Origin of the sequence: Streptomyces sp. NPDC050625, assembly GCF_040654755.1 — a bacterium.
GTDB lineage: Bacteria > Actinomycetota > Actinomycetes > Streptomycetales > Streptomycetaceae > Streptomyces.
The window spans coordinates 277,031-297,070 of the sequence record NZ_JBFAIQ010000002.1 but is presented as its reverse complement, the minus strand read 5'-3'; the positions used below and the strand labels follow the sequence as shown (position 1 = coordinate 297,070).

Below are 20,040 nucleotides of genomic sequence, written 5' to 3'. Positions count from 1 at the left end.
GTATGACCACCGGCACCGCCACCCCGACCGTCACGGCGGCCGCGGGCGAACCGCTGCGCACCGCCGACGCCGTCACCGCCCACACGCTGCTCAACTGCCTCATCCGTGAGGTGTCCGCCCCGGAACATCAGGTGACGGTCGACGACGACCACCTTCTGCTACGACTGCCCCGCCGGGGCCTGCTGCTGCGTTCCCGGCTGCGCAGGGTCTCGCTGATCGGGGCGCACCGCTTCCAGGGTCCGGTGCAGCGGCTCGACAACGGCGCCTGGGCGACCGTGGACTGGCGGGAGCTGGCCGGCTACATCCAGGACGAACTGGAACTGCGCACGGGTGTCGCCAACGAGGAGTTCCTGGCCCAGGTCGCCGACAGCCGGGAGACGATCCGCACCGCGCTGGAGGAGCGGACGAACGTCACACCGCACACGGACCCGTACGTGGCGTCGGAGCAGTCCCTGGTGTTCGGCCATCGTTTCCACCCCACTCCCAAGGCCCGCACCGGCGACCCCGAGGACTGGCTGGCGTACGGCCCGGAGACCGGCGCCCGCTTCCGTCTGCGCCACCTGGCCGTGCGCCGCCACCTCGTGCGCGAGGAGGGTGAACTGCACGAGATGGACGCGCTGTGCCCGGCGGCCGGTCCGGGGTTCGCGGTACTGCCGGTGCACCCCTGGCAGTACCGGCTGCTCCGGGACCACGACCGGCTGCGCGAGGCGATGGCGGCCGGCGATGTCGTCGACACCGGCACGCACGGACCGGAGCTGGTGCCGACCGCATCGGTGCGCACGCTGTACCACCCGGAGACCGACACCTTCCTGAAGTTCAGCCTGAACGTCCGTCTCACCAACTGCGTCCGCAGGCACGCCAGTTACGAACTGTCCGGCGCCGTCTCCCTGAACCGGCTGCTGCAGCCCGTCTTCGCCGAGCTGACCGGGCGCTTCCCGGGATGCGCGCTCCTGGCCGAGCCGGGCTACCGCACCCTCGACACCGACGGCGATCTTCTGGAGGGCCTCGGTGTCATCGTCCGCTCCGGCCTGCGTCACCATCTGCGTCCCGGGGTGACCCCCCTGCTCGCCGCCGCGATGGCGGACGAGTACCCCTCCAGCGCGGCCCACGTCTCCCATCTGCTCGCCCGCGGCGACGGGGACGTACTGGCCTGGTGGGACGCCTACCTACGACTGCTGCTGCCACCGGTACTGGCCGCCTACTTCGAACACGGCGTCGTACTGGAACCCCACCTCCAGAACGTCGTCGTCGGTGTCGACGCCGACGGCACCCCGGTGCAGGTCCTCTTCCGCGACCTGGAAGGCACCAAGCTCCTGCCCGGGCATCATCAGCGCGCCCTCGGCGACCTCCCGGACGAGGTCCGCGATCCCCTCACCTACGAACCCGAACGCGGCTGGAACCGGGTCGCGTACTGCCTCCTGGTCAACCACACCGCCGAAGTGCTCGGCGCGCTGGCCGACCTCGACCCGACGCTGGAGCCCGCCCTGTGGGGCCTGGTCCGCGACCACCTCGACGCCTACGCCCGCACCGCCGCCGAACCGCCACGCCTGCGCGCGCTGCTGTCCGGGGTGCCGCTGCCCGCGAAGGCCAACCTCCTGCTGCGCTGGGTCCGCAAGGCCGACCGGCACGCCACCTATGTCCCCCTGACCAGCCCGCTCGGCGCGGACTTCCCCCGCGAGGTGATCCGGTGAGATCCGCACTGCTCGAACACATCGGCCGACTGACCGACGACGACCTGCCCGCCTACGTCCACGACCTCCCGGCGCTGCGTGAGCACGTACACGCCATCCGGACCGCACTGCCGAAACGGGTCGAGCTGCTGTACGCGGCCAAGGCCAACTCCGACCCCCGGATCCTGCGGTCGCTGGCCGAGCACGTCGACGGCTTCGAGGTGGCCTCCGGCGGTGAACTGAGCCACGTCCGCGGGCTCGTCCCCGATGCGCCGATCGCCTTCGGAGGTCCCGGCAAGACGCAGAAGGAGCTGGCTCTGGCCCTGGACGCCGGGGTGGAGCGGCTGCACATCGAGAGCGAACAGGAACTGCGGCTCGTCACCACCCTGCTGGGCTACCGGACCCTGGACGTCCTGCTGCGCGTCAACCTGCCCGTCGACGTCGGCCGGGTCGCCCTCGTGATGGGCGGGCACCCCAGCCCCTTCGGCATGGACCCCGCCCAACTGGGCCACTGCCTGGCGGTGATCGCCTCCGATCCGCGCGTCCGGCTGCGCGGCCTCCACTTCCATCTGGCCAGCGGGCTTCGGGCCACCGCCCAACTGGCCCTGATCGACGAGGTTCTGACCTGGGCCGAGGACTGGGCGCGGCACCGCGCCATCGACCTGACCGAGGTCAACGTCGGAGGCGGGATGGGCGTCGCCTACGAGCGTCCGCACAGGAAGTTCGACTGGCGCGCCTTCGGCGCCGGACTGCGCCCGCTCCTGGCCCGCCACCCTCGCCTCACCCTGCGGATCGAACCCGGCCGCTCGGTCACCGCCTACTGCGGCTGGTACGTCACCGAGGTCCTGGACATCAAGTTCAGCCGCGGGCAGGCGTTCGCCGTCTTGCGCGGCGGCACCCACCATCTGCGTACCCCGGCCGCGAAACAGCACGACCAGCCCTTCGAGGTGATCCCCGTCGACGTCTGGTCGCGTCCCTGGGAGCGCCCGGAGGCCCGTGACGAGCCGGTGACACTGGTCGGACAGCTGTGCACGCCCAAAGATGTCCTGGCCCGCGGGGTCATGGTCGAGCGGCTGCGCGTCGGCGACCGGGTCGCCTTCGCCCTGGCCGGCGCCTACGCCTGGAACATCTCCCACCACGACTTCCTCATGCACCCCCACCCGGGCTTCCATCACGTGGACGACGCCGAGGTACCGGTCGGCGGCGACGCGTACACCCCTCAGCCGTCATGAGCGCGGGCTCCCGGATGCCGGTGACGTCCGTACTCACGGTCCGGAACTTCCGTCGCTACCTGCTCGGTCAGCTGACCTCCAACATCGGCACCTGGATGCAGCGCGCGGCCCAGGACCTGCTCGTGCTCCACCTCACCGGCAACAGCGGCAGCGCGGTCGGTGTCGTGACCGCACTGCAGTTCCTGCCGCAGACCCTGTTCGGCCTGGCCGGAGGAGTCCTCGCCGACCGGTACCCCAAGCGGCGGTTGCTGCTCCTGACCCAGACGGCCATGGGGGTGCAGTCCCTCCTGCTCGGACTGCTGACCGTCACGGGGTCGGTGAACCTGCCGTCCGTCTACGCCCTCGCCCTCGTCCTCGGCACCGCCTCAGCCGTGGACAGCCCCGCCCGCAACGCCTACGTCTGCGAACTGGTCGCCCGCGAGGGCGTGCCCACCGCGGTCAGTCTGAACGCCGCCCAGTTCAACGTGGCCCGCGTGCTCGGCCCCGCCCTCGCCGGCCTGACCGTCGCCGCCTTCGGCACGGGCCCCGTGTTCCTTGTGAACGCCGTCTCGTACCTGGCCGTCCTCTACGGCCTGATCACCATCCGCACGGACCGGCCGGGCGACCGCGGCCCGTCCCTCCACGGCCGTGCCCGTTTGCGGGACGCCTTCCACGACATCGCCTCCACCCCGCAGCTGCTCCTGCCGATCTGTCTCGTCGCCGTCGTCGGCACCTTCGGCCTCAACTTCCAGGTCACCATCTCGCTCGTGGCCGTCACGGTCCTCCACTCGGGCGCCGCCGCCTTCGGCTGGCTCTGCGCCGCCTACGCCGTGGGGAGCGTCATCGGCGCCATCCACGGGGCGAGCCGCGGGACGCCCCCCACCGTCCGACGTCTGATCGCCACCACGGTCGTCTTCGGGGCGCTGGAGGCCGCGCTGGGCCTGATGCCGGGCTACGGCACGTTCATGGCCCTGCTGGTCCCCACCGGTTTCGCCGCGGTGACCGTGACCACCACCGCCAACGCACTGGTCCAGCTCCATGCCGACCCGCGTCTGCGCGGTCGTGTCCTGTCCGTCTACTTCCTCGTCCTCCTCGGCGGCACCCCTGTCGGCGCCCCCCTGGTCGGCCTGGTGTCGGACGCCTTCGGCGCCCGCTCCGGTCCGGTCCTGGGCGGCCTCGTCTCGGCGTCCTGCGCACTCACGCTCCCCGCCTTGATCGCACGGCGCGTCCGACGGCTCCCCCCGCTCACGACGCCGGTCTCCGTGACCGGCTCGGCCCTCACACCGGCCGGACCGGCAGGGGACCGCCGTCAGCCGCCGTGGAGCGGGTTGGGCAGCGGCAGGTAGCGGGCGTCGGCGCCGTCCGCGCCGGTCCAGCGCAGCAGCAGGTTGGTCTTGCCGGGCAGGGTGGGCGAGGTGAGCAGGGCGGCGATCTCGGGGAGGCGGTGGCGGGCGAGTTCACGGCGGGCGGCGGGCCAGGGGTCGAGGCCACGGTGGTGCTCGGCCAGGGCCGCGGCGATCTCGGTCAGATGGTTGACGACCAGGGTGTACACCAGCCGTTCCCACCCGGCGGCCCGGGAGACGTCCGGCAGCAGCTTGACGCCCTCGGCGTCCCGGAACAGCGCCTGCACGGGGGTGCCGGAGGCGTCCACGGCGATCAGGGAGTTCTGCAGGTGCGCCTCCAGGACGACGCCGTGGTCCGCGAAGGCCGCCAGGGCCGGTGGCACCACCTGGCGCAGATAGGCCTCCCACCAGGCCTCGGGGTCGGCGGCCGCGGCGAGCGGGTTGCCGTCGAAGCCCTCCGCGAGGCCGGCGGCGAGCAGCGGTGTCGCGCCGGGCAGGAGGCGGCCGCGCAGGCCGTCGCGGACGAGGACGGCCAGTTCCTCGAAGGCGAAGCCCGCGGTGCGGTAGCCGCGGTCGCCCAGCCAGGCGGCGGGCGGGCCGATCCCGGCGAAGGCACGGGTCACGGCCGTGTCGGTGCGGCGCAGTTTCAGCAGGTCGTGGCGCCACAGCCGACGGATGTCATTGGTGATGCGCACATCGAGGCTGAATTTCAGGTGGAGGTCGCGGCACGGCTCGTACAGGGTGCGGATCGCGGCCGTCGGCCAGGTCTCGAACGCGGTCGTGCCCAGCCGCACCAGCCGGCCGTCGGCGAAGGCGGGGGCGAGGTCCGGGCCGACCAGGCCGAGCTGCCAGGGGTGGGCGGGCAGCAGCCGGTAGCCGGGCGGGGCGGTGCCGAGGGCGTCCAGCGCGGAGGTGTCGCCCTCTTCGACGACGGCGTCCTCGCGCACACCGAGCAGTACCAGCGGGAAGCGGGCGTGCGCCTCGGGGGCGTACGGCAGCCAGCCCGTGACGGGACCGCCACCGCGGGCCTTGGGCGCGGGATGGTAGGGATGGCCGGTGATGAGGGACTGCTCGGAGCGCAGATACGGGTCGTCGGGTGCCGTCGCCCCGGCGCGCGCGGTGAGCAGGGCGGCGATCGCGGCGCGGCTGTCGGCCATCTCGATCGGCAGCTCGTCGTTCGACACCCCGGTGTGCCGGCGCAGCTCGTCCGCGACCAGCTTGACCAGATCGGCGTGGCCGAGGGGCTGCCAGACGCCGTCCGTGTGCACCTCGGGCTCCGTGGGCCGCCGCTCGCCGCGCACGCGCAGCAGCCGGCCGCCGCCCGGCAGCCGGTACACCCGCCGCTCCCCGGGCTCCGGGAGCGGCTGGGCCACCTCCCGCAGCAGACAGTTGAGCAGGGGCGCGACCGCGTACGCGTCGGCACGCTGTCCGACGTCGTCGCTGGGGGGCATGGGGTCCACGCGTTCCATTCGTTCTCTCGCAGTCCACACGGCTGCGGTCCACACGGTCCGTCCGCGATCAGTATGTCTGTCGTCGTCGGCAGTCGTTGACCTTCCTGTCCCGTACCCCGAGGAGCCCGTCCGTGCACCGTCCCCCCACCGCCGAGGCGCAGGTCGCCGCCGAGTTGGCCGAGATCCGGCCCGCTCTCGTGCCCCGGTACGCGGCCGAGCTGCCCGGTGCCCGCGCGGCCGTGCTGACCCGTCTGTGGCGGGCGCTCGCACACGAACCGCTGCCCTGGATCACCCGCCGTGTCCGCGGCCCCCGGGGGCTCGCCCTGTGGCTCTCCGACGGCCGCGCGCTGCACGGGCCCCTCGCTGATCCGTACGCGACCACCGCGTACGTCACCGCCGTGCACCTCGGCGGTGTGCCGTACGACGATCCCGCCCGTCTGATGACGGACCTCGCGGTGCCGGACGCGGCGGGCTTCGCGGCCGAACTCGGGCACAGCGCCGCCTCGTTGGCGCTGTCCCGGGCCGGACATCCGGATCGCCCGAAGGAGTGGCCGACGCGGGACTGGGAGTGGGAGCAGCGGGTGGTCGACGGGCATCCGTTCCACCCCAACTGCCGTTCCCGGCCCGGTTTCTCGGTGGCCGAGCAGCTCGCGTACGGCCCGGAGCACGGGCCCGTGGTGGAGCTGGGGACGGTCCCGGTCCGCCCGGAGGAGTGTCTGCTGACGGGGGCCTGGCCCGAGGACATGCGCGAGGGCGGGCATCTGCTGATCCCGGTGCACCCCTGGCAGGCTGAGCACGTCCTGAAGGTGCCCGTCGGCGGCAGGCCCGCACACCCCCTGATGTCCCTGCGGACCCTCGCGCTCCCGGACGGGCCGCACGTCAAGACCGCGCTGAGCACCCGGCTGACGTCCTCGGTGCGGGACATCTCGGAGTACTCGATCGGCATGTCCGCGGCCCTGTCGTCCCTCGCGGAGGATCTGGCGGCGCGCACGGACGGGCTGCTGCACGTCACCCGGACGCTGGGCGCGGTGACGGCCCACTCGCCGGATCTGGCGGCCGTGTTGCGCGAGTCGCCGCAGCGGTTCGCGGCGCCGGGCGAGTACGTGCTGCCGGTGGGCGCCCTGGCGAGCACGGACCTGCCGGACTCCCCCGCCTGGCTGGCCGGTTTCACCCGCCTCGCGCTGACGGTCGGTCTGCGGCTGCTCGAACTGGGCGTGGCGCTGGAGGCGCACGGCCAGAACCTCCTCGTGGTGCTGTCCGCGACGGGCGACCCCCTGCGCCTGGTCTACCGCGATCTGGCCGACATCCGGGTCAGCCCCGCCCGGCTGACCCGCCATGGCATCACTCCGCCCGCTCTGACGGGCCGCGTGGTCACGGACGACGAAACGGCCTTGCGCCGCAAGCTGTTCGGCTCCCTGGTGGCGGGCGCGCTGGCGGGCGCGGCGGGTTCCGGCGCCGCTCTCGCCACGGCCCTGGAGACCGTCGTACGGGATCTGCCGCGCACCCCCGATCTGACGGCTCTGTGCGAAGAGCCGCTGCCCGCCAAGGCGTTGACGCTGATGCGGCTGTCGCCGCGGACTCCCGGCGACCAGTGGTTCGGTCTGCCGAACCCGCTCGTTTTGGAGCCCGACACCTCCGGTCAATAGGATCCGCCGATGATCAGAAGACAACGGCTGGCGGCGGGCGTCTGCGCCCTGCTCGCCACCCTGACGGCCGGGATCGCGTTCCCCGCCGGAGCGGTTGCCGACGAGACGGACCAGGCGGCCGCCCCGAAGGTGGAACTGGTTCTCGACGTCAGCGGTTCCATGCGGACGCGGGACATCGACGGCGGGTCGCGGATGGCCGCGGCGAAGCAGGCGTTCAACGAGGTGCTGGACGCGACGCCCGAGGAGGTCCAGCTCGGCATACGGACGCTGGGCGCCAACTACCGCGGCAACGACCGGAAGACGGGCTGCACGGACACCGCGCAGCTCTATCCGGTCGGCCCGCTGAACCGCACCGAGGCGAAGACCGCGGTGGCCACACTGGCGCCGACCGGCTGGACGCCGATCGGTCCCGCGCTGCAGAAGGCGGCCACCGATCTCGACGGCGGTGACGGCACCCGGCGTATCGTCCTGATCAGTGACGGCGAGGACACCTGCCAGCCGCTGGATCCGTGCGAGGTGGCCCGCGAGATCGCCGCCAAGGGCATCGGTCTGACCATCGACACGCTCGGCCTGGTGCCGGACGCGAAGACCCGTGACCAGCTCAGCTGTATCGCGGACGCGACCGGCGGCACCTACACCGACGTGCGTCACAAGGAGGAACTCAGCGACAAGGTCGGCCAGTTGGTCGACCGGGCGGCCGATCCGGTGGTGACGCCGGTGGCCACGGAGGGCACGACGCAGTGCTCCAGCGCGCCCGCGCTGAAGTCCGGCCTGTACACGGACCGTGAGGAGTTCGGGCAGCAGCGCTGGTACAAGGTGGACGTCAACCCCGGCCAGGAGCTGCGCGCCTCGGTGAGCGTGGCGGACGACCGGGCCGTCGGCCCCGACTACGGGGTGCTGCTGCGGGCGGTCACGGCGCACGGCCGCGAGATCGTGCGCGGCGAGGCCGCGGGCAACGGCCGTACGGACATGATCTCGACGGGTCTGCGCTACCCGAAGCCCGAGAGCGACGACGACACGGCGAGTGCCGAGACGGTGTGTCTCCAGGTCACCAACTCCTTCTCGGCTGCTGCCGGTGTGAAGACCACGCCGGGTCTGCCGCTGGAGCTGACCGTCGACGTCGTGGACGGCCCGGACAAGGCGGGCGACGTGGCCTCCTTCGGCCTCGGGCGCGGCTGGTGGCTGCTCGGCGCGCTGGTGCTGACCGGCTTCGTGGCGGGTCTGCTGTGGGGCTGGGTGTCGCGCTGGCGGGTCGCGGTCTGGAGGACCAACTGATGCGAATCACACGTGTGCTGAGTGCCGCCCTGCTGGCCGTCGGGCTGGCCGCGGGTCCGGCCGTCGCCGACTCCTCTCCGTCCCCGAGCGCCTCGCAGGACGGCAAGGCGCCCACTCAGGCGGGTACGTCCTTCCGTACGGCGGCGGAGATCGACCAGGGGCAGCAGGCCACGGCCGGCGCCTCCACCGGCGACTACCTGTACTGGTCGTTCCCGGCCGACGCCGGTCAGCGCCCCACCGTCAAGGCGACGGTGAAGCTGCCCGAGTCGCACTCCGGGCAGACCTGGCAGCTGGACGTGTACGACGGTCTGCGCCGCCGCCAGTCCTGCCAGTACGGCGCCCAGAGCCGCACCGCCGCCCAGGGCACCGCCTCGGTCGAGCTGGCCTGCGTCCTGCGTACGGTGCGCGCGTGGTCGGAGCCGTGGGCCAACGACCCGCTGCCCGGCACGTACTACATCCGGCTGACGGTGGTGAACCTCGGCTCGGCCGACCTCGGCCAGCCGGTGAGCGCCGAGGTCCGCGTCGACTCCGAGGACATCGGCGGCTCGGCCGCGGTGGACGGCTCGCTGGCCAAGCCGCTGGTCCCCGGGATCGCGGTCAAGTCGGCGGCGGACGACAGCGGTTCGGACTCGTCGAAGTCGGCCGTGCTGTCCGCCATCGAGCCCGACGACGGCTGGTCCTCCGGCTGGTGGACCGACCGCTGGGTGTGGACCGCGATCGGCGGTGTGCTGGCCGCCCTCGCGGGCATCGGCGGGTACGCGCTGACGCGCGGTACGGGACGGCCCTCACGGGTGCCACCGGGCGCCTGAGCAGCCCCGGGGCCCGCCGCGTCCGCGTGGCGGGCCCTGTCCCTTTCAGGTGTCCCCTTCAGGCCTCCCGCAGCGCCTTGGCCAGGGTGCCGTCACCGGTCACGGCGATCCGGCCGTCCCGCACCGCGCGCAGCACGCTCAACTCGCCGCGGGTGACGGCCGTGCAGGTGGCGGAGTCGAGGACGAGCCGGGCGTCGGGCTCGGCGGGGGCCGGCCCGTCGCCGTACACGGCGCCTTCCTCCGCTCCCAGGTACAGATGGAAGTCCCCTTCCTCCACATGGACTTCCACGATCCCCTCGCCCTCCAGCCCGCGGGTCAGCGGCAGCGCGAACCAGTGCGCCCGTACGGCGTCGGTGGGCCGCCGCTCCCCCAGCTCGGCCTCGCCCCATGTGCCCAGCGCCTGCAGCACGGGCAGCAGTTCGCGCCCGCGCCCGGTGAGTTCGTAGACGTAGGCCGCGCCGGGCGGGGGCAGCCGGCGCCGGGTCGCGAGGCCGTCGCGTTCCATGTCCTTCAGCCGTGAGGCGAGTACGTCCGTGCTGACCCCCGGCAGGTCCGCGTGCAGGTCCGTGTAGCGGCGGGGACCGGCGAGCAGCTCCCGGACGATCAGCAGGGTCCAGCGGTCGCCGACCAGGTCGAGCGCGCGGGCTGCGGAGCAGTACTGGTCGTAGCTTCGGCGAGGTGACATGCGGCGCAGTCTAGACGTGTTGTTGGACTTTCCAAGCTCGAACTTGGTAAAACCAAGCATCACGAGTTCCTGGAGGGGCGCATGGAGTTCCGGCAGTCGAACAAGCTCAGCGAGGTCTGTTACGAGATCCGCGGCCCGGTGATCGAGCACGCCAACGCGCTGGAGGAGGCGGGCCACAGCGTGCTGCGCCTGAACACCGGCAACCCGGCGCTCTTCGGCTTCGAGGCGCCGGAGGAGATCCTCCAGGACATGATCCGGATGCTCCCGCAGGCGCACGGCTACACGGACTCGCGCGGCATCCTCTCCGCCCGCCGCGCGGTCGCCCAGCGCTACCAGAGCCTGGGCCTGGAGGTCGGCGTCGACGACGTGTTCCTCGGCAACGGCGTCTCCGAGCTGGTGTCGATGGCCGTCCAGGCGCTGCTGGAGGACGGCGACGAAGTCCTCATCCCCGCACCGGACTTCCCGCTGTGGACGGCCGTGACGACCCTCGCGGGCGGCAAGGCGGTCCACTACGTGTGCGACGAACAGGCCGACTGGAACCCGGACCTGGACGACATCGCCTCGAAGATCACCGATCGCACCAAGGCCGTCGTCATCATCAACCCGAACAACCCCACCGGGGCGGTCTACCCGAAGGAGATCGTCGAGGGCATCCTCGACCTCGCCCGCCGCCACGGCCTGATGGTCTTCGCCGACGAGATCTACGACCAGATCCTGTACGACGACGCCGTCCACCACTCGGCCGCCGCGCTCGCTCCCGACCTGGTCGTCCTCACCTTCTGCGGGCTGTCGAAGACGTACCGGGTGGCGGGCTTCCGCTCCGGGTGGCTGGTCGTCACCGGTCCCAAGCAGCACGCGAAGGACTATCTGGAGGGCCTGACCATGCTGGCCTCCATGCGCCTGTGCGCCAACGCGCCCGCGCAGTACGCCATCCAGGCCGCGCTCGGCGGGCGCCAGTCCATCCGCGAACTCGCCGCTCCGGGCGGCCGGTTGTACGAGCAGCGGAACGTGGCCTGGGAGAAGCTGAACGAGATCCCGGGCGTGTCGTGCGTCAAACCCAAGGGCGCGCTGTACGCCTTCCCGCGTCTCGACCCCAAGGTGCACAAGATCCACGACGACGAGAAGTTCGTCCTCGACCTGCTGCTCCGTGAGAAGATCCAGGTCGTCCAGGGCACCGGCTTCAACTGGCCCGCTCCGGACCACTTCCGCATCCTCACCCTTCCGCACGCGGAGGACCTGGAGGCCGCGATCGGCCGGATCGGACGGTTCCTGAGCGGGTACCGGCAGTAGGAATCGTGCGCCCTGCGGCACGCGGCCGTCTGGCCCAGTCCCGCCTGCGGGCGGCGGGCACGGTGTGAAACGGTGTTGTCAGGCGAGCGGGAAGGGCGCGGACGTGGGTGACCTCTTTCTCGTCCGGCACGGTGAGACCGAGTGGTCGCGGTCCGGACGGCACACCGGCTGGACGGACGTACCCCTCACCGAACACGGGAGGGAGGAGGCGCGCCGGCTGGTGCCGCTGATCCGCTCGCACCACATCGGCGCCGCCTTCGTCAGCCCCCTGCAGCGGGCCCGGGAGACCGCCGAACTCATCGGGATCCCCGACGCCCTGGTCGACACCGACCTGCGCGAATGGGACTACGGCGGCTACGAGGGCGTCACCACGGTCGAGATCCAGCGCACCCGGCCCGACTGGTTCCTGTTCACGGACGGGGTCGCGCCGGGCCCGCCCGAGCACCCCGGGGAGACTCCGGAGCAGGTCGGGGAGCGTGCCGACCGGATGCTCGGCAAGGTGGACGCCGCCCTCGCCAGCACCGAAGGTGTCGTCCTCCTGGTCGCCCACGGCCACTTCCTGCGCGTCCTCACCGCCCGCCGCCTCGGCCTGCGCCCACAGCACGGGGCCCTGTTCCAACTGGCGACGGGCACGCTGTGCCGCCTCGGCACGGAGCACGGGCGGCCGGTGGTGGCGGAGTGGAACGTCCGGCCGCGCACCTGACCCGGACGGCTGCGGCAGCCCGCGACCCCAGCCGGTTGTCAGACCCCGGTCGTACTCTTCGAATGAGCCGTCCACCGGATGGGCCGTCCGCCGGAGAGGAGCACGCCGTGACACGACCGCCGAGCGCCGCGCAGCGGCGTGTCATCGATGCCGCCGATCCGGTCACCGGTCTGCTGCGGGGTACGGAGGCGCAGCTCGCGGCGCTGGTGCGGCACGGGCTCGCCTTCCGGCACCCGCGTCCGCCGCACGACCACTTCCTGACACCGGCGGGACATCGCATACGGGAGGCGGTGCCGGCGGCCGCCGCCGAGCCGGTGGAGCCGTCACCCGCCGACGGGGTCTTCGCGGCTCGCGTCGGCGATCCGCGGGAGTCGGCGTCCGGCTCCGGCCCGGAGCGGGTGCGTCAGGTGCACAGCGCCTGGCAGGGCCTGCTGGAGCTGCGGCGGATGACCAATCCGGACGGCGCCACGGACCGGCCGTGCGGGTGGGAGCGCACGCATCTGGTGCGGGCCGCCGCACTCGCCCTGGAGGCGGCCGGGCACCGCCCCGCGGGGCAGGACGCCGACGGATACCGGGTCCGCGAGACCCCACAGCCCGAGGCGGTCGCCGTCTACGCGCCGGACCACGAGACCCTGAGTGCGTGCGCGGCCACACTGGAAGGCGTCGGCTGGCAGGCGGGCGAGTACACGGAGCCGCGAACGAGGGTGCGTTATCTACTGGCGTCCCCACGCCGGGTGTGAACGGCGTGCCAGGACGGCTGAGGGACGCCGGGGTGTCCCAGGCCCGGATCGCCGGCGGGGCGTGTGCCCGGTGGCGCTTGAGACGACGATTCGCCATCGGCGCGAGCTGCTCGCGGGCGACGAGGTCGACGTGACCTGCGACCTCAGGGCGACCGCCGGGTCCGCGGCGCTGGTGCCGGCAGCGGCGCGCGCGGCCACCGCCTGCCGGGCAGGCTTCTGCCCCTGAATTCGGATGCGGTGGACCGCTCCCGGCTGGGATGCTCCGGTTCCATGTCCGTACGACGTATCAAGCCGAGTCTGTACATCTCCGTCGACATCGAGGCGGACGGGCCGATCCCCGGCCCCTACTCCATGCTGAGCCTGGGCGCCGCCGTCGCCGGTGCGCAGGACGCCGACGGATTCACCGCCGCCGATCCCGAGCAGCGGACCTTCTATCGCGAACTGCGGCCGATCAGTGACGAGTTCGTGCCCGAGGCGCTCGCGGTGAGCGGACTCGACCGGGAGCGGCTGAGGTCCGAGGGGGTGGAACCCGCCCTCGCGCTGGCCGAGTTCTCCGCCTGGGTCCGGGAGGTGAGCACGGGTGCCCAGCCGGTGATGTGCGGCTACCCGGCCTCGTACGACTGGACGTTCCTGTACTGGTATCTGATCCGCTTCACCGGGGCGAGCCCCTTCGGACACTCGGGCTGCCTGGACATGAAGACCCTGTACGCGACGAAGGCCCGCCTTCCGCTGCGGGCCGTCGCCAAGGGGACGATGCCCCGGCATCTGCTGTCACGGCGGCGCCATACGCACCACGCGCTGGACGACGCCGTCGAGCAGGCCGAGTTGCTCGCCAACCTCATGCTGTGGCCGGGTCCCGGGTCGGGACCGGTACCTGATTGAAGCCGTAGTACAGGGCGAGCAGCCCGTGTGCGGCGAGGGTGAGGGGGGCCGAGACGAAGGCCAGGCCGACCGTGACCGGGTAGGCCAGGGAGCCGAGAGCGAAGCGGGCGCGGGTCGAGCGGGCCGCATCGGCGTCGACCCGGGCGTCGAAGAGGTGGCCCGTGCGGGTCAGATGCCACCACAGCGCCTGGAAGGCGGCGGCCATCAGCACCATCACCAGGCTGTAGACCGCCGCCGCCACATGCGAGGCCTTGTCCTCGCGCAGGTACTCCGCGAGCATCGCCGTCGGCCAGGGCACGGCGGCCACCACCATCAGCACCAGCAGGTTCAGGAACATCAGCGTCCGGTCGACACGGGCCACGTAGCTGAACACCTGGTGGTGGTTGACCCACATGATGCCGATGACCAGGAAGCTCACCACATAGGCGGCGTACGACGGCCACTGCGCGCCCAACGCATGCCACAGGCCGCCGTGTTCGCCGACCGCGGGCACCTTGATGTCAAGGATGAGCAGGGTGATGGCGATGGCGAAGACACCGTCGCTGAAGGCCTCGACCCGGCCGGACTCACTCGTCATGGCACACAGGGTGCCCCATCGGCCACCAGTTCCTCACCCGCTTCCATCGGATGCGTCACGTCCCGTGCCTCCTGGTCCTTGCCCAGGTGGTTGAAGACGAGGTTGAGGAGGACGGCGGCCACGCAGCCCGTGGAGATGCCCGAGTCGAGGACGATCTTCGCGGTCTGCGGGAACGCGTGGTAGAAGTCCGGCTCGGTGATGGGGATGAGGCCCACGGCGAGCGAGACCGCGACGATCAGGACGTTGTTGTCCTTCTCCAGGCCGGCCCGGACCAGGGTCTGGATACCGCTCGCGGCGACCGAGCCGAACAGCACCACGCCCGCACCGCCCAGCACGGGCCGCGGTACGACGGCGATGAGCGAGGCGGCCATGGGGCACAGGCCCATCAGGACCAGGAAGCCGCCGCCGGTGGCGACGACGAAGCGGCTGCGGATGCGGGTCATCGCGACCAGGCCGATGTTCTGCGCGAAGGCACTGCACATGAAGCCGTTGAAGAGCGGGCTGAGGGCCGAGCCGAGCGTGTCGGCGCGCAGGCCCGCGGCGATGGTCCGCTCGTCCGCCGGGCGTTCGACGATCTCGCCCAGCGCCAGCATGTCGGCGGTCGATTCGGTCATCGAGACGACCATCACCACACACATGGAGAGGATCGCGGCGAGCTGGAACTGCGGCGCCCCGAAGTGGAACGGGGTCGGGAAGCCGACGACGTCCGCGTGCGTGACCGGGCCGAAGTCCGTGACGCCGAAGGGGATCGCGACGAGCGTCCCGACGACGAGGCCGAGCAGGACGGCGATCTGCTTGACGAAGCCGCGGGTGAAGCGGCGCAGCGCGAGGACGATCAGCAAGGTGATGCCCGCGAGGGTGAGATAGGTCGTCGAACCGTAGTCGTCCGCGGCCGGGTCGGGACCCTGCGCCCAGCCGAAGGCCACCGGGAGCAGCGAGACCCCGATCAGGGTGATGACCGTGCCGGTGACCACCGGCGGGAAGAAGCGGACCGCCTTGCTGAAGAAGGGGGCCACCAGGAAGCCCAGGAGTCCGGCGACGATCACCGCACCGAAGATGACCGGCAGGGCGTCGGACTTGTCCTTGGTCGAGGCGACGATCGCGGTCATGGGGGCGACACCGGCGAAGGTGACCCCGTTGACGAAGGGCAGCCGGGCGCCGATCTTCCAGATGCCGAGGGTCTGCAGAAAGGTGGCGAGGCCGGCGGTGAACAGACACGCGCCGGTGAGGAAGGTGAGTTCGGTGCCGCTCAGGCCTACGACGGCGCCGACGATCAGGGGCGGGGCGACGACGCCCGCGTACATGGCGGCCACGTGCTGCAGCCCGGTGGTCGCCATCTTGAGGGCGGGGAGTTTCTCGTCGACTGGGTGGCGCTGGACATCGGGGTGAGCGGACACGGCGGCTCCTCCGGTCGGTTGACACGTCGACTCTGACGTGGGTTTCAGGGAGGTGGTGCGCGGGCATGGGGGCACCTCCCTGCTCGAGCGCAGCCGAGAGCTTGGGGGAGGGACCGGGACCCGGGTTCTGGGTCGGGACGGGGACCGTCCCGGGGCGCGCGCGTTCACGCACGCCCCGGACGCGGCCGCCATGGACCCCGCTCGGGTCCACGGCTTCCGGCCGGGAGCCGTCCCTCCTGGCCGGAGTCCTTCGGTTGTTCAGCCCTGGGCGGCGATCCGTGCCAGGCGCTGGGCCTCGTCCCGCGTGGAGCGGGCGATGGCGTCCTCGTCGACGTGCAGCAGGCGGCCGTGCTCGACGATCTGCCGGCCGTTCACGAACGAGGCGGTGACCGGTGCCGCCGCGCCGAAGACCAGCGCGGTCACCGGGTCGGCGATGGAGGCGTGGGCGAGGGTGTCCAGCTTCCAGAGCACCAGGTCGGCGAGCTTGCCCGGCTCCAGGGAGCCGGTCTCGGCGGCCCGGCCGAGCACCTGGGCGCCGCCGTAGGTGCCGAGGCGCAGCGCCTGGCGGGCGTTCAGGGCGGCCTCGCGGTGGGCGCCGAGGCGGTTGATGAGCAGCGCGTTGCGCAGCTCGGTGTGGAGTTCGCCGGACTCGTTGGAGGCGGTGCCGTCGACGCCGAGGCCGACCGGGACGCCGGCCGCCAGCATGTCCGGGACTCGGGCGATGCCCGCCGCCAGGCGCGCGTTGGAGGAGGGGCAGTGGGCGACACCCGTCTTCGTACGGGCGAAGGCGGCGATGTCGGAGTCGTTCATATGGACGCAGTGGGCCATCCACACGTCCTCGCCGAGCCAGCCGGTGGACTCGAAGTAGTCGGTGGGGCCCATGCCGAACAGCTCGTGGCAGAACTTCTCCTCCTCGACCGTCTCCGAGCCGTGGGTGTGCAGGCGCACGCCGAGGCGGCGGGCCAGCTCGGCACCTTCACGAAGGAGTTCGGTGGAGACGGAGAACGGCGAGCAGGGGGCGACGGCGACCTGGGTCATCGCCTCGAAGGAGGCGTCGTGGTGTTCCTTGACGGTCTGCTCGGTCGCGGCGAGGGCTCCCTCCAGCGTCTCGACGGCGAAGTCCGGGGGCAGGCCGCCGTCCTTCTCGCTGCGGTCCATGGAGCCGCGGGCGAGGGTGAAGCGGACGCCCGTCTCGCGGGCGGCGCGGATGATGGCGCCGGACAGGTCGCCGGAGCCCTTCGGGAAGACGTAGTGGTGGTCCATGGCGGTGGTCACCCCGCCGCGGGCCATCATCGCCAGCGACCCTTGGGCGGCCGCGTGGACCATCGGCTCGTCGATGCGCGCCCAGGTCGGGTAGAGCGCGACCAGCCAGTTGAAGAGGTTGTGGTCGGTGGCCAGGCCCCGGGTGATCCACTGGTAGAAGTGGTGGTGGGTGTTGATCAGACCGGGGGTCACGAGGTGGCCGGAGGCGTCGATGCGCCGTACGACGTCCTCCAGGCCCTCGGGGGCCTTGCCCGCGCCGAGCGACTCGATGCGATGGCCGGCGATGACGACATGACCGGTGGCGTACTCGGTGTCGTGCGCGTCGACCGTGGCGATCGAACAGTTCTCGATGACGATGCGCTGGGCTGCTGCCATGGTTCGTCCTTTGCGCTGTTTCGAAGGGGGCACGGCAGGACCCTGGGAGTTTGAGTGCCGCGGCCGGGAGCGGGTGGAGCGGGGCTCTCCGGCCGCGGGTGCCGAAAGTGGGTGCTTACAGGTTGGTGAGGTCGACCGGGATCTTCGGCTCGCAGCCGTCCCGCACGACGGTGCCCTCGATGAGGCCGTAGGGGCGGTCGGCGGCGAGGTAGACCTCATTGTCGTTCTTCAGCCCGAAGGGCGTCAGGTCGACGAGGAAGTGGTGCTTGTTCGGCAGCGAGAAGCGGACCTCGTCGATCTCGCCGCGGTTGTCGATGATGCGCGCGCCCATCTGGTACAGCGTCTGCTGCAGCGACAGCGAGTACGTCTCGGCGAAGGCCTGGAGCATGTGCTTCTTCGTCTGCTCGTAGGACTTCTCCCAGTGGGGCATCTCCTGCTCGTCGTCGGTCCAGTTGAACCGCCAGCGGCCGGAGACCTGGGTGGCCAGGATGCGGTCGTGCGCCTCCTGGAGCGTCGTGTACTTGTCCTTGACGTAGCCCCAGAACTCGGAGTCGGTCGAGTTCATCACGACCAGGTCCTTGAGGCCGGAGATGACCTCCCACCGCTCACCGTCGTAGGTGATCTGGGTCAGCCGGGTCTCCTGGCCCTGGCGCACGAAGGAGTGCTTGGCCTCGTCCGCCCCGTTGGACCCGGAGTGGGCGTCGGAGGCCTCGATGCGCTCCCAGGCGTACTCCTCGATGCGGATACGGGCCCGGTGGATCGGCTCCTGGCTGGTCACGAAGTGGCGGGCGAGATGGATGCCGAACTGCTCGGCGGACTCGATGCCGTGCTCCTTGGCGAACGCGTACACCGTGTTCTTGGTGGTGTCCGTCGGCAGGACGTTGGCGTTGGAGCCGGAGTAGTGGACCTCGTCCATGTCGCCGGAGAGCGACACGGAGACGTTGAGGTCCTTGATGTGGTGGGTGGCGCCGTCCCGCGTGATCTTTACGACTCGGTTCTCGGCCTTGCCGTACTGGTTCTGTCCCAGGATCACAGGGCGGGCGGGCCGGGAATTGTCAGTCATGTTTCTGCTAGCTCCCTCGGTAAACGGAGTAGCCGAACGGGTTGAGCAGCAGCGGTACGTGGTAGTGCTCCCCGGGGTTCACTGCGAAGGTGATGGCCACCTCGGGGAAGAACACGGCACCGCTGTCCCGATTCGCGGGGGCGTCCTGCTGCGCATCGGCTTGCTTCTTCACGGATTTTCCGAAGTACGGTTCGACCGCGAAGTCGAGCCGTACGTGGGTCGTCCCCTCCGGCAGGTCCGGAAGGTCCTTGCACCGCCCGTCCGCGTCGGTCGCGGAGCCGCCGAGCGCCTGCCAGGCGGCGTCCCGGCCGCTGCGGGCCGCGAGCCGTACGGCGACGCCCCCGGCGGGGCGGCCGACGCTGGTGTCCAGGATGTGCGTGGACACGGAAGCGGTGGTGCTGGTGCTCATGCTGCTCTCAGTCCTCTTCGACGATGCGGGCGAGCCGGATACGGTTGATCCTGCCCAGCTCGGTGCGGACGATCTCCCGCTCCTGCTCCGGCGAGTTGCCGATCCGCTCCTTGAGCGCGTCGCGCATCTGCTCGCCGGTCCTGCCGGTGGCGCAGATGAGGAAGACATGGCCGAACCTGTCCTGGTAGGCGAGGTTCAGTTCGAGCAGCTCCGCCTTGAGCTCCTCGGAGGCGCCGGCCATGCCGCGCTGCTCCCGGGCGGAGGTCGGGTCGCCGGGCTTGGGGCGGCCGATGGGCGGGTGCCCGGCCATCGCCTCCGCGAGGTCGTCGCGGGTCAGCTCGGCCATGGCGGCGTCGCCGGCTTCGTAGAGGTCGTCGGCGGTGGCGTACGGGCGGGCGGCGAGCAGCCGCCGGACCCATGCCGTGGAGGCGCACGCCTCGTGGAGGACGGCGAAGGCCGCGGGCTCCTCCAGGACGTTGAACCGGGCCAGGCCCGTGGGCGTTGAAGTGGAAGTCACGGGAGCCTCCGTGGCCGCGAACGGCCTTCGTGCTGAACGGGCTGCGAACAGCTAACGCCCTCAGAAACACGGCGTCAACACTTTGTTGAAAATTCCGCGTTACAAGCCCGGCGGGAGCGTTCAGCCCTTTTCGCGGTTCAGGTAGTTGTAGACGGTGAAGCGGCTCACCCCGAGCGCGCTCGCCACGGTCTCCACGCCGTGCCGTACCGAGAAGGCGCCGCGCGCCTCCAGTATCCGTACGACCTCCTGCTTGGCCTTGCGGTCCAGATCGGCCAGGGGCTTGCCCTTCTTGCGCTCCATGGCCGCCAGGATGTGGTCGAGGGAGTCGGCGAGCTGGGGCAGGCGTACGGCGACCGCGTCGACGCCCTCCCAGGCGAGCACGACGTCGTCGGGGCCGGCCTCGTCCGGCGGGAGCAGCTCCCCGCCCATGGCGTCAACGAGCGGCTTCACGGCCGTGATGAAGGGCTCGTCCTTGCCGGTCACTCGCCCTCCCCGATGACATTGACCTGCAGCGAGATCCGGGTGGCGCCGGCCTCCAGGGACTTGCGCAGCAGCGCGTCCACGGCGGTCAGCACCTCGTCGGCGCCGCCCTCCGCGGTGTTGCCGAACGGGCCGACGTCGACCGCGTCCAGCTGCGCCGCCCCGATCACCTCGCGGGCCGCCAGCGCGTGCGCGGGCGCCTCGTCCAGGTCGAAGGGCTCGGTGGTGAACTCAACTTTCAGTCGCACTGTGCC

The 20,040-nt window shown here is 71.6% G+C and carries 20 protein-coding genes and 1 pseudogene; 11 read left to right on the top strand and 10 right to left on the bottom strand.

The window, feature by feature from the left end; genetic code table 11:
* Positions 1-2: 2 nt before the first annotated feature.
* The 3 genes from AB0I54_RS05590 to AB0I54_RS05580 are packed head-to-tail and all read left to right on the top strand — an operon-like array spanning position 3 to position 4,227.
* Complete coding sequence (locus AB0I54_RS05590) at positions 3-1,691, top strand: IucA/IucC family protein (RefSeq protein WP_363294596.1); 1,689 nt, start codon at positions 3-5, stop codon at positions 1,689-1,691.
* A complete protein-coding gene (locus tag AB0I54_RS05585) occupies positions 1,688-2,902 on the top strand; it encodes a type III PLP-dependent enzyme (protein ID WP_363294595.1) in 1,215 nt (404 codons plus the stop codon). The genes AB0I54_RS05590 and AB0I54_RS05585 overlap by 4 nt, the downstream gene beginning before the upstream one ends.
* Positions 2,899-4,227 carry an MFS transporter gene (locus AB0I54_RS05580; RefSeq protein ID WP_363294594.1) on the top strand — a complete coding sequence of 443 codons (1,329 nt, stop codon included), beginning with the start codon at positions 2,899-2,901 and terminating at the stop codon, positions 4,225-4,227. Before AB0I54_RS05585 ends, AB0I54_RS05580 begins: the two co-directional genes overlap by 4 nt.
* Here AB0I54_RS05580 and AB0I54_RS05575 read toward each other — a convergent pair.
* Positions 4,191-5,693, bottom strand: coding sequence for an IucA/IucC family protein (locus AB0I54_RS05575; protein ID WP_363294593.1), 1,503 nt, complete (start codon positions 5,691-5,693; stop codon positions 4,191-4,193). The two genes, AB0I54_RS05580 and AB0I54_RS05575, sit on opposite strands and share 37 nt — an antisense overlap.
* A 113-nt stretch (positions 5,694-5,806) precedes the next feature.
* On the opposite strand from AB0I54_RS05575, the gene AB0I54_RS05570 reads away from it, so the two are divergent.
* From AB0I54_RS05570 to AB0I54_RS05560, 3 genes are read left to right on the top strand one after another with little or no spacing between them, the layout of a single operon-like run.
* Positions 5,807-7,321 carry an IucA/IucC family protein gene (locus tag AB0I54_RS05570; protein ID WP_363294592.1) on the top strand — a complete coding sequence of 505 codons (1,515 nt, stop codon included), beginning with the start codon at positions 5,807-5,809 and terminating at the stop codon, positions 7,319-7,321.
* Between the two features lie 9 nt (positions 7,322-7,330).
* Positions 7,331-8,596 (top strand): VWA domain-containing protein, encoded by a 1,266-nt coding sequence (locus AB0I54_RS05565; protein WP_363294591.1) that lies wholly within the window; start codon positions 7,331-7,333, stop codon positions 8,594-8,596.
* Positions 8,596-9,405, top strand: a complete 810-nt coding sequence (locus AB0I54_RS05560) for a hypothetical protein (RefSeq protein ID WP_363294590.1) — start codon at positions 8,596-8,598, stop codon at positions 9,403-9,405. Before AB0I54_RS05565 ends, AB0I54_RS05560 begins: the two co-directional genes overlap by 1 nt.
* A gap of 58 nt (positions 9,406-9,463) precedes the next feature.
* Here the strand turns inward: AB0I54_RS05560 and AB0I54_RS05555 are convergent, their stop codons facing one another.
* Entirely contained in the window at positions 9,464-10,090 is a 627-nt protein-coding gene (locus AB0I54_RS05555; protein ID WP_363294589.1) for a winged helix-turn-helix transcriptional regulator, read from the bottom strand.
* A gap of 81 nt (positions 10,091-10,171) precedes the next feature.
* On the opposite strand from AB0I54_RS05555, the gene AB0I54_RS05550 reads away from it, so the two are divergent.
* The 5 genes and pseudogenes from AB0I54_RS05550 (at position 10,172) to AB0I54_RS05530 (ending at position 13,705) form a co-directional block, all read left to right on the top strand.
* Entirely contained in the window at positions 10,172-11,380 is a 1,209-nt protein-coding gene (locus AB0I54_RS05550; RefSeq protein WP_363294588.1) for a pyridoxal phosphate-dependent aminotransferase, read from the top strand.
* A gap of 103 nt (positions 11,381-11,483) precedes the next feature.
* A complete protein-coding gene (locus AB0I54_RS05545; RefSeq protein WP_363294587.1) occupies positions 11,484-12,083 on the top strand; it encodes a histidine phosphatase family protein in 600 nt (199 codons plus the stop codon).
* 107 nt (positions 12,084-12,190) lie between these two features.
* Positions 12,191-12,823, top strand: coding sequence for a hypothetical protein (locus tag AB0I54_RS05540; protein ID WP_363294586.1), 633 nt, complete (start codon positions 12,191-12,193; stop codon positions 12,821-12,823).
* 55 nt (positions 12,824-12,878) lie between these two features.
* Positions 12,879-12,962: pseudogene (locus AB0I54_RS05535) on the top strand (thioesterase); the annotation flags it as partial.
* 131 nt (positions 12,963-13,093) lie between these two features.
* The gene (locus AB0I54_RS05530) at positions 13,094-13,705 is read left to right on the top strand and encodes an exonuclease (protein WP_363294585.1); all 612 of its coding nucleotides are present in this window, start codon (positions 13,094-13,096) and stop codon (positions 13,703-13,705) included.
* Here AB0I54_RS05530 and AB0I54_RS05525 read toward each other — a convergent pair.
* From AB0I54_RS05525 to AB0I54_RS05490, 8 genes are all read right to left on the bottom strand, one after another.
* Positions 13,662-14,282 (bottom strand): TMEM175 family protein, encoded by a 621-nt coding sequence (locus tag AB0I54_RS05525; protein ID WP_363294583.1) that lies wholly within the window; start codon positions 14,280-14,282, stop codon positions 13,662-13,664. The genes AB0I54_RS05530 and AB0I54_RS05525 overlap by 44 nt on opposite strands.
* Positions 14,279-15,679, bottom strand: a complete 1,401-nt coding sequence (locus tag AB0I54_RS05520; protein ID WP_363294582.1) for a nucleobase:cation symporter-2 family protein — start codon at positions 15,677-15,679, stop codon at positions 14,279-14,281. Before AB0I54_RS05520 ends, AB0I54_RS05525 begins: the two co-directional genes overlap by 4 nt.
* Before the next feature lie 258 nt (positions 15,680-15,937).
* On the bottom strand, positions 15,938-17,317 hold the full coding sequence (locus tag AB0I54_RS05515; RefSeq protein ID WP_363294581.1) for an 8-oxoguanine deaminase: 1,380 nt from the start codon (positions 17,315-17,317) through the stop codon (positions 15,938-15,940).
* Positions 17,318-17,432: 115 nt separating this feature from the next.
* The gene (pucL, locus tag AB0I54_RS05510; RefSeq protein ID WP_363294580.1) at positions 17,433-18,380 is read right to left on the bottom strand and encodes a factor-independent urate hydroxylase; all 948 of its coding nucleotides are present in this window, start codon (positions 18,378-18,380) and stop codon (positions 17,433-17,435) included.
* A 7-nt stretch (positions 18,381-18,387) separates the two neighbouring features.
* Entirely contained in the window at positions 18,388-18,789 is a 402-nt protein-coding gene (gene uraH / locus AB0I54_RS05505) for a hydroxyisourate hydrolase (RefSeq protein WP_363294579.1), read from the bottom strand.
* A 7-nt stretch (positions 18,790-18,796) separates the two neighbouring features.
* Positions 18,797-19,306 carry a 2-oxo-4-hydroxy-4-carboxy-5-ureidoimidazoline decarboxylase gene (gene uraD / locus AB0I54_RS05500; RefSeq protein WP_363294578.1) on the bottom strand — a complete coding sequence of 170 codons (510 nt, stop codon included), beginning with the start codon at positions 19,304-19,306 and terminating at the stop codon, positions 18,797-18,799.
* 120 nt (positions 19,307-19,426) lie between these two features.
* Positions 19,427-19,789, bottom strand: a complete 363-nt coding sequence (locus AB0I54_RS05495) for a helix-turn-helix domain-containing protein (protein WP_363294577.1) — start codon at positions 19,787-19,789, stop codon at positions 19,427-19,429.
* Entirely contained in the window at positions 19,786-20,034 is a 249-nt protein-coding gene (locus AB0I54_RS05490) for a hypothetical protein (protein WP_363294576.1), read from the bottom strand. Before AB0I54_RS05490 ends, AB0I54_RS05495 begins: the two co-directional genes overlap by 4 nt.
* Between the last annotated feature and the right edge of the window lie 6 nt (positions 20,035-20,040).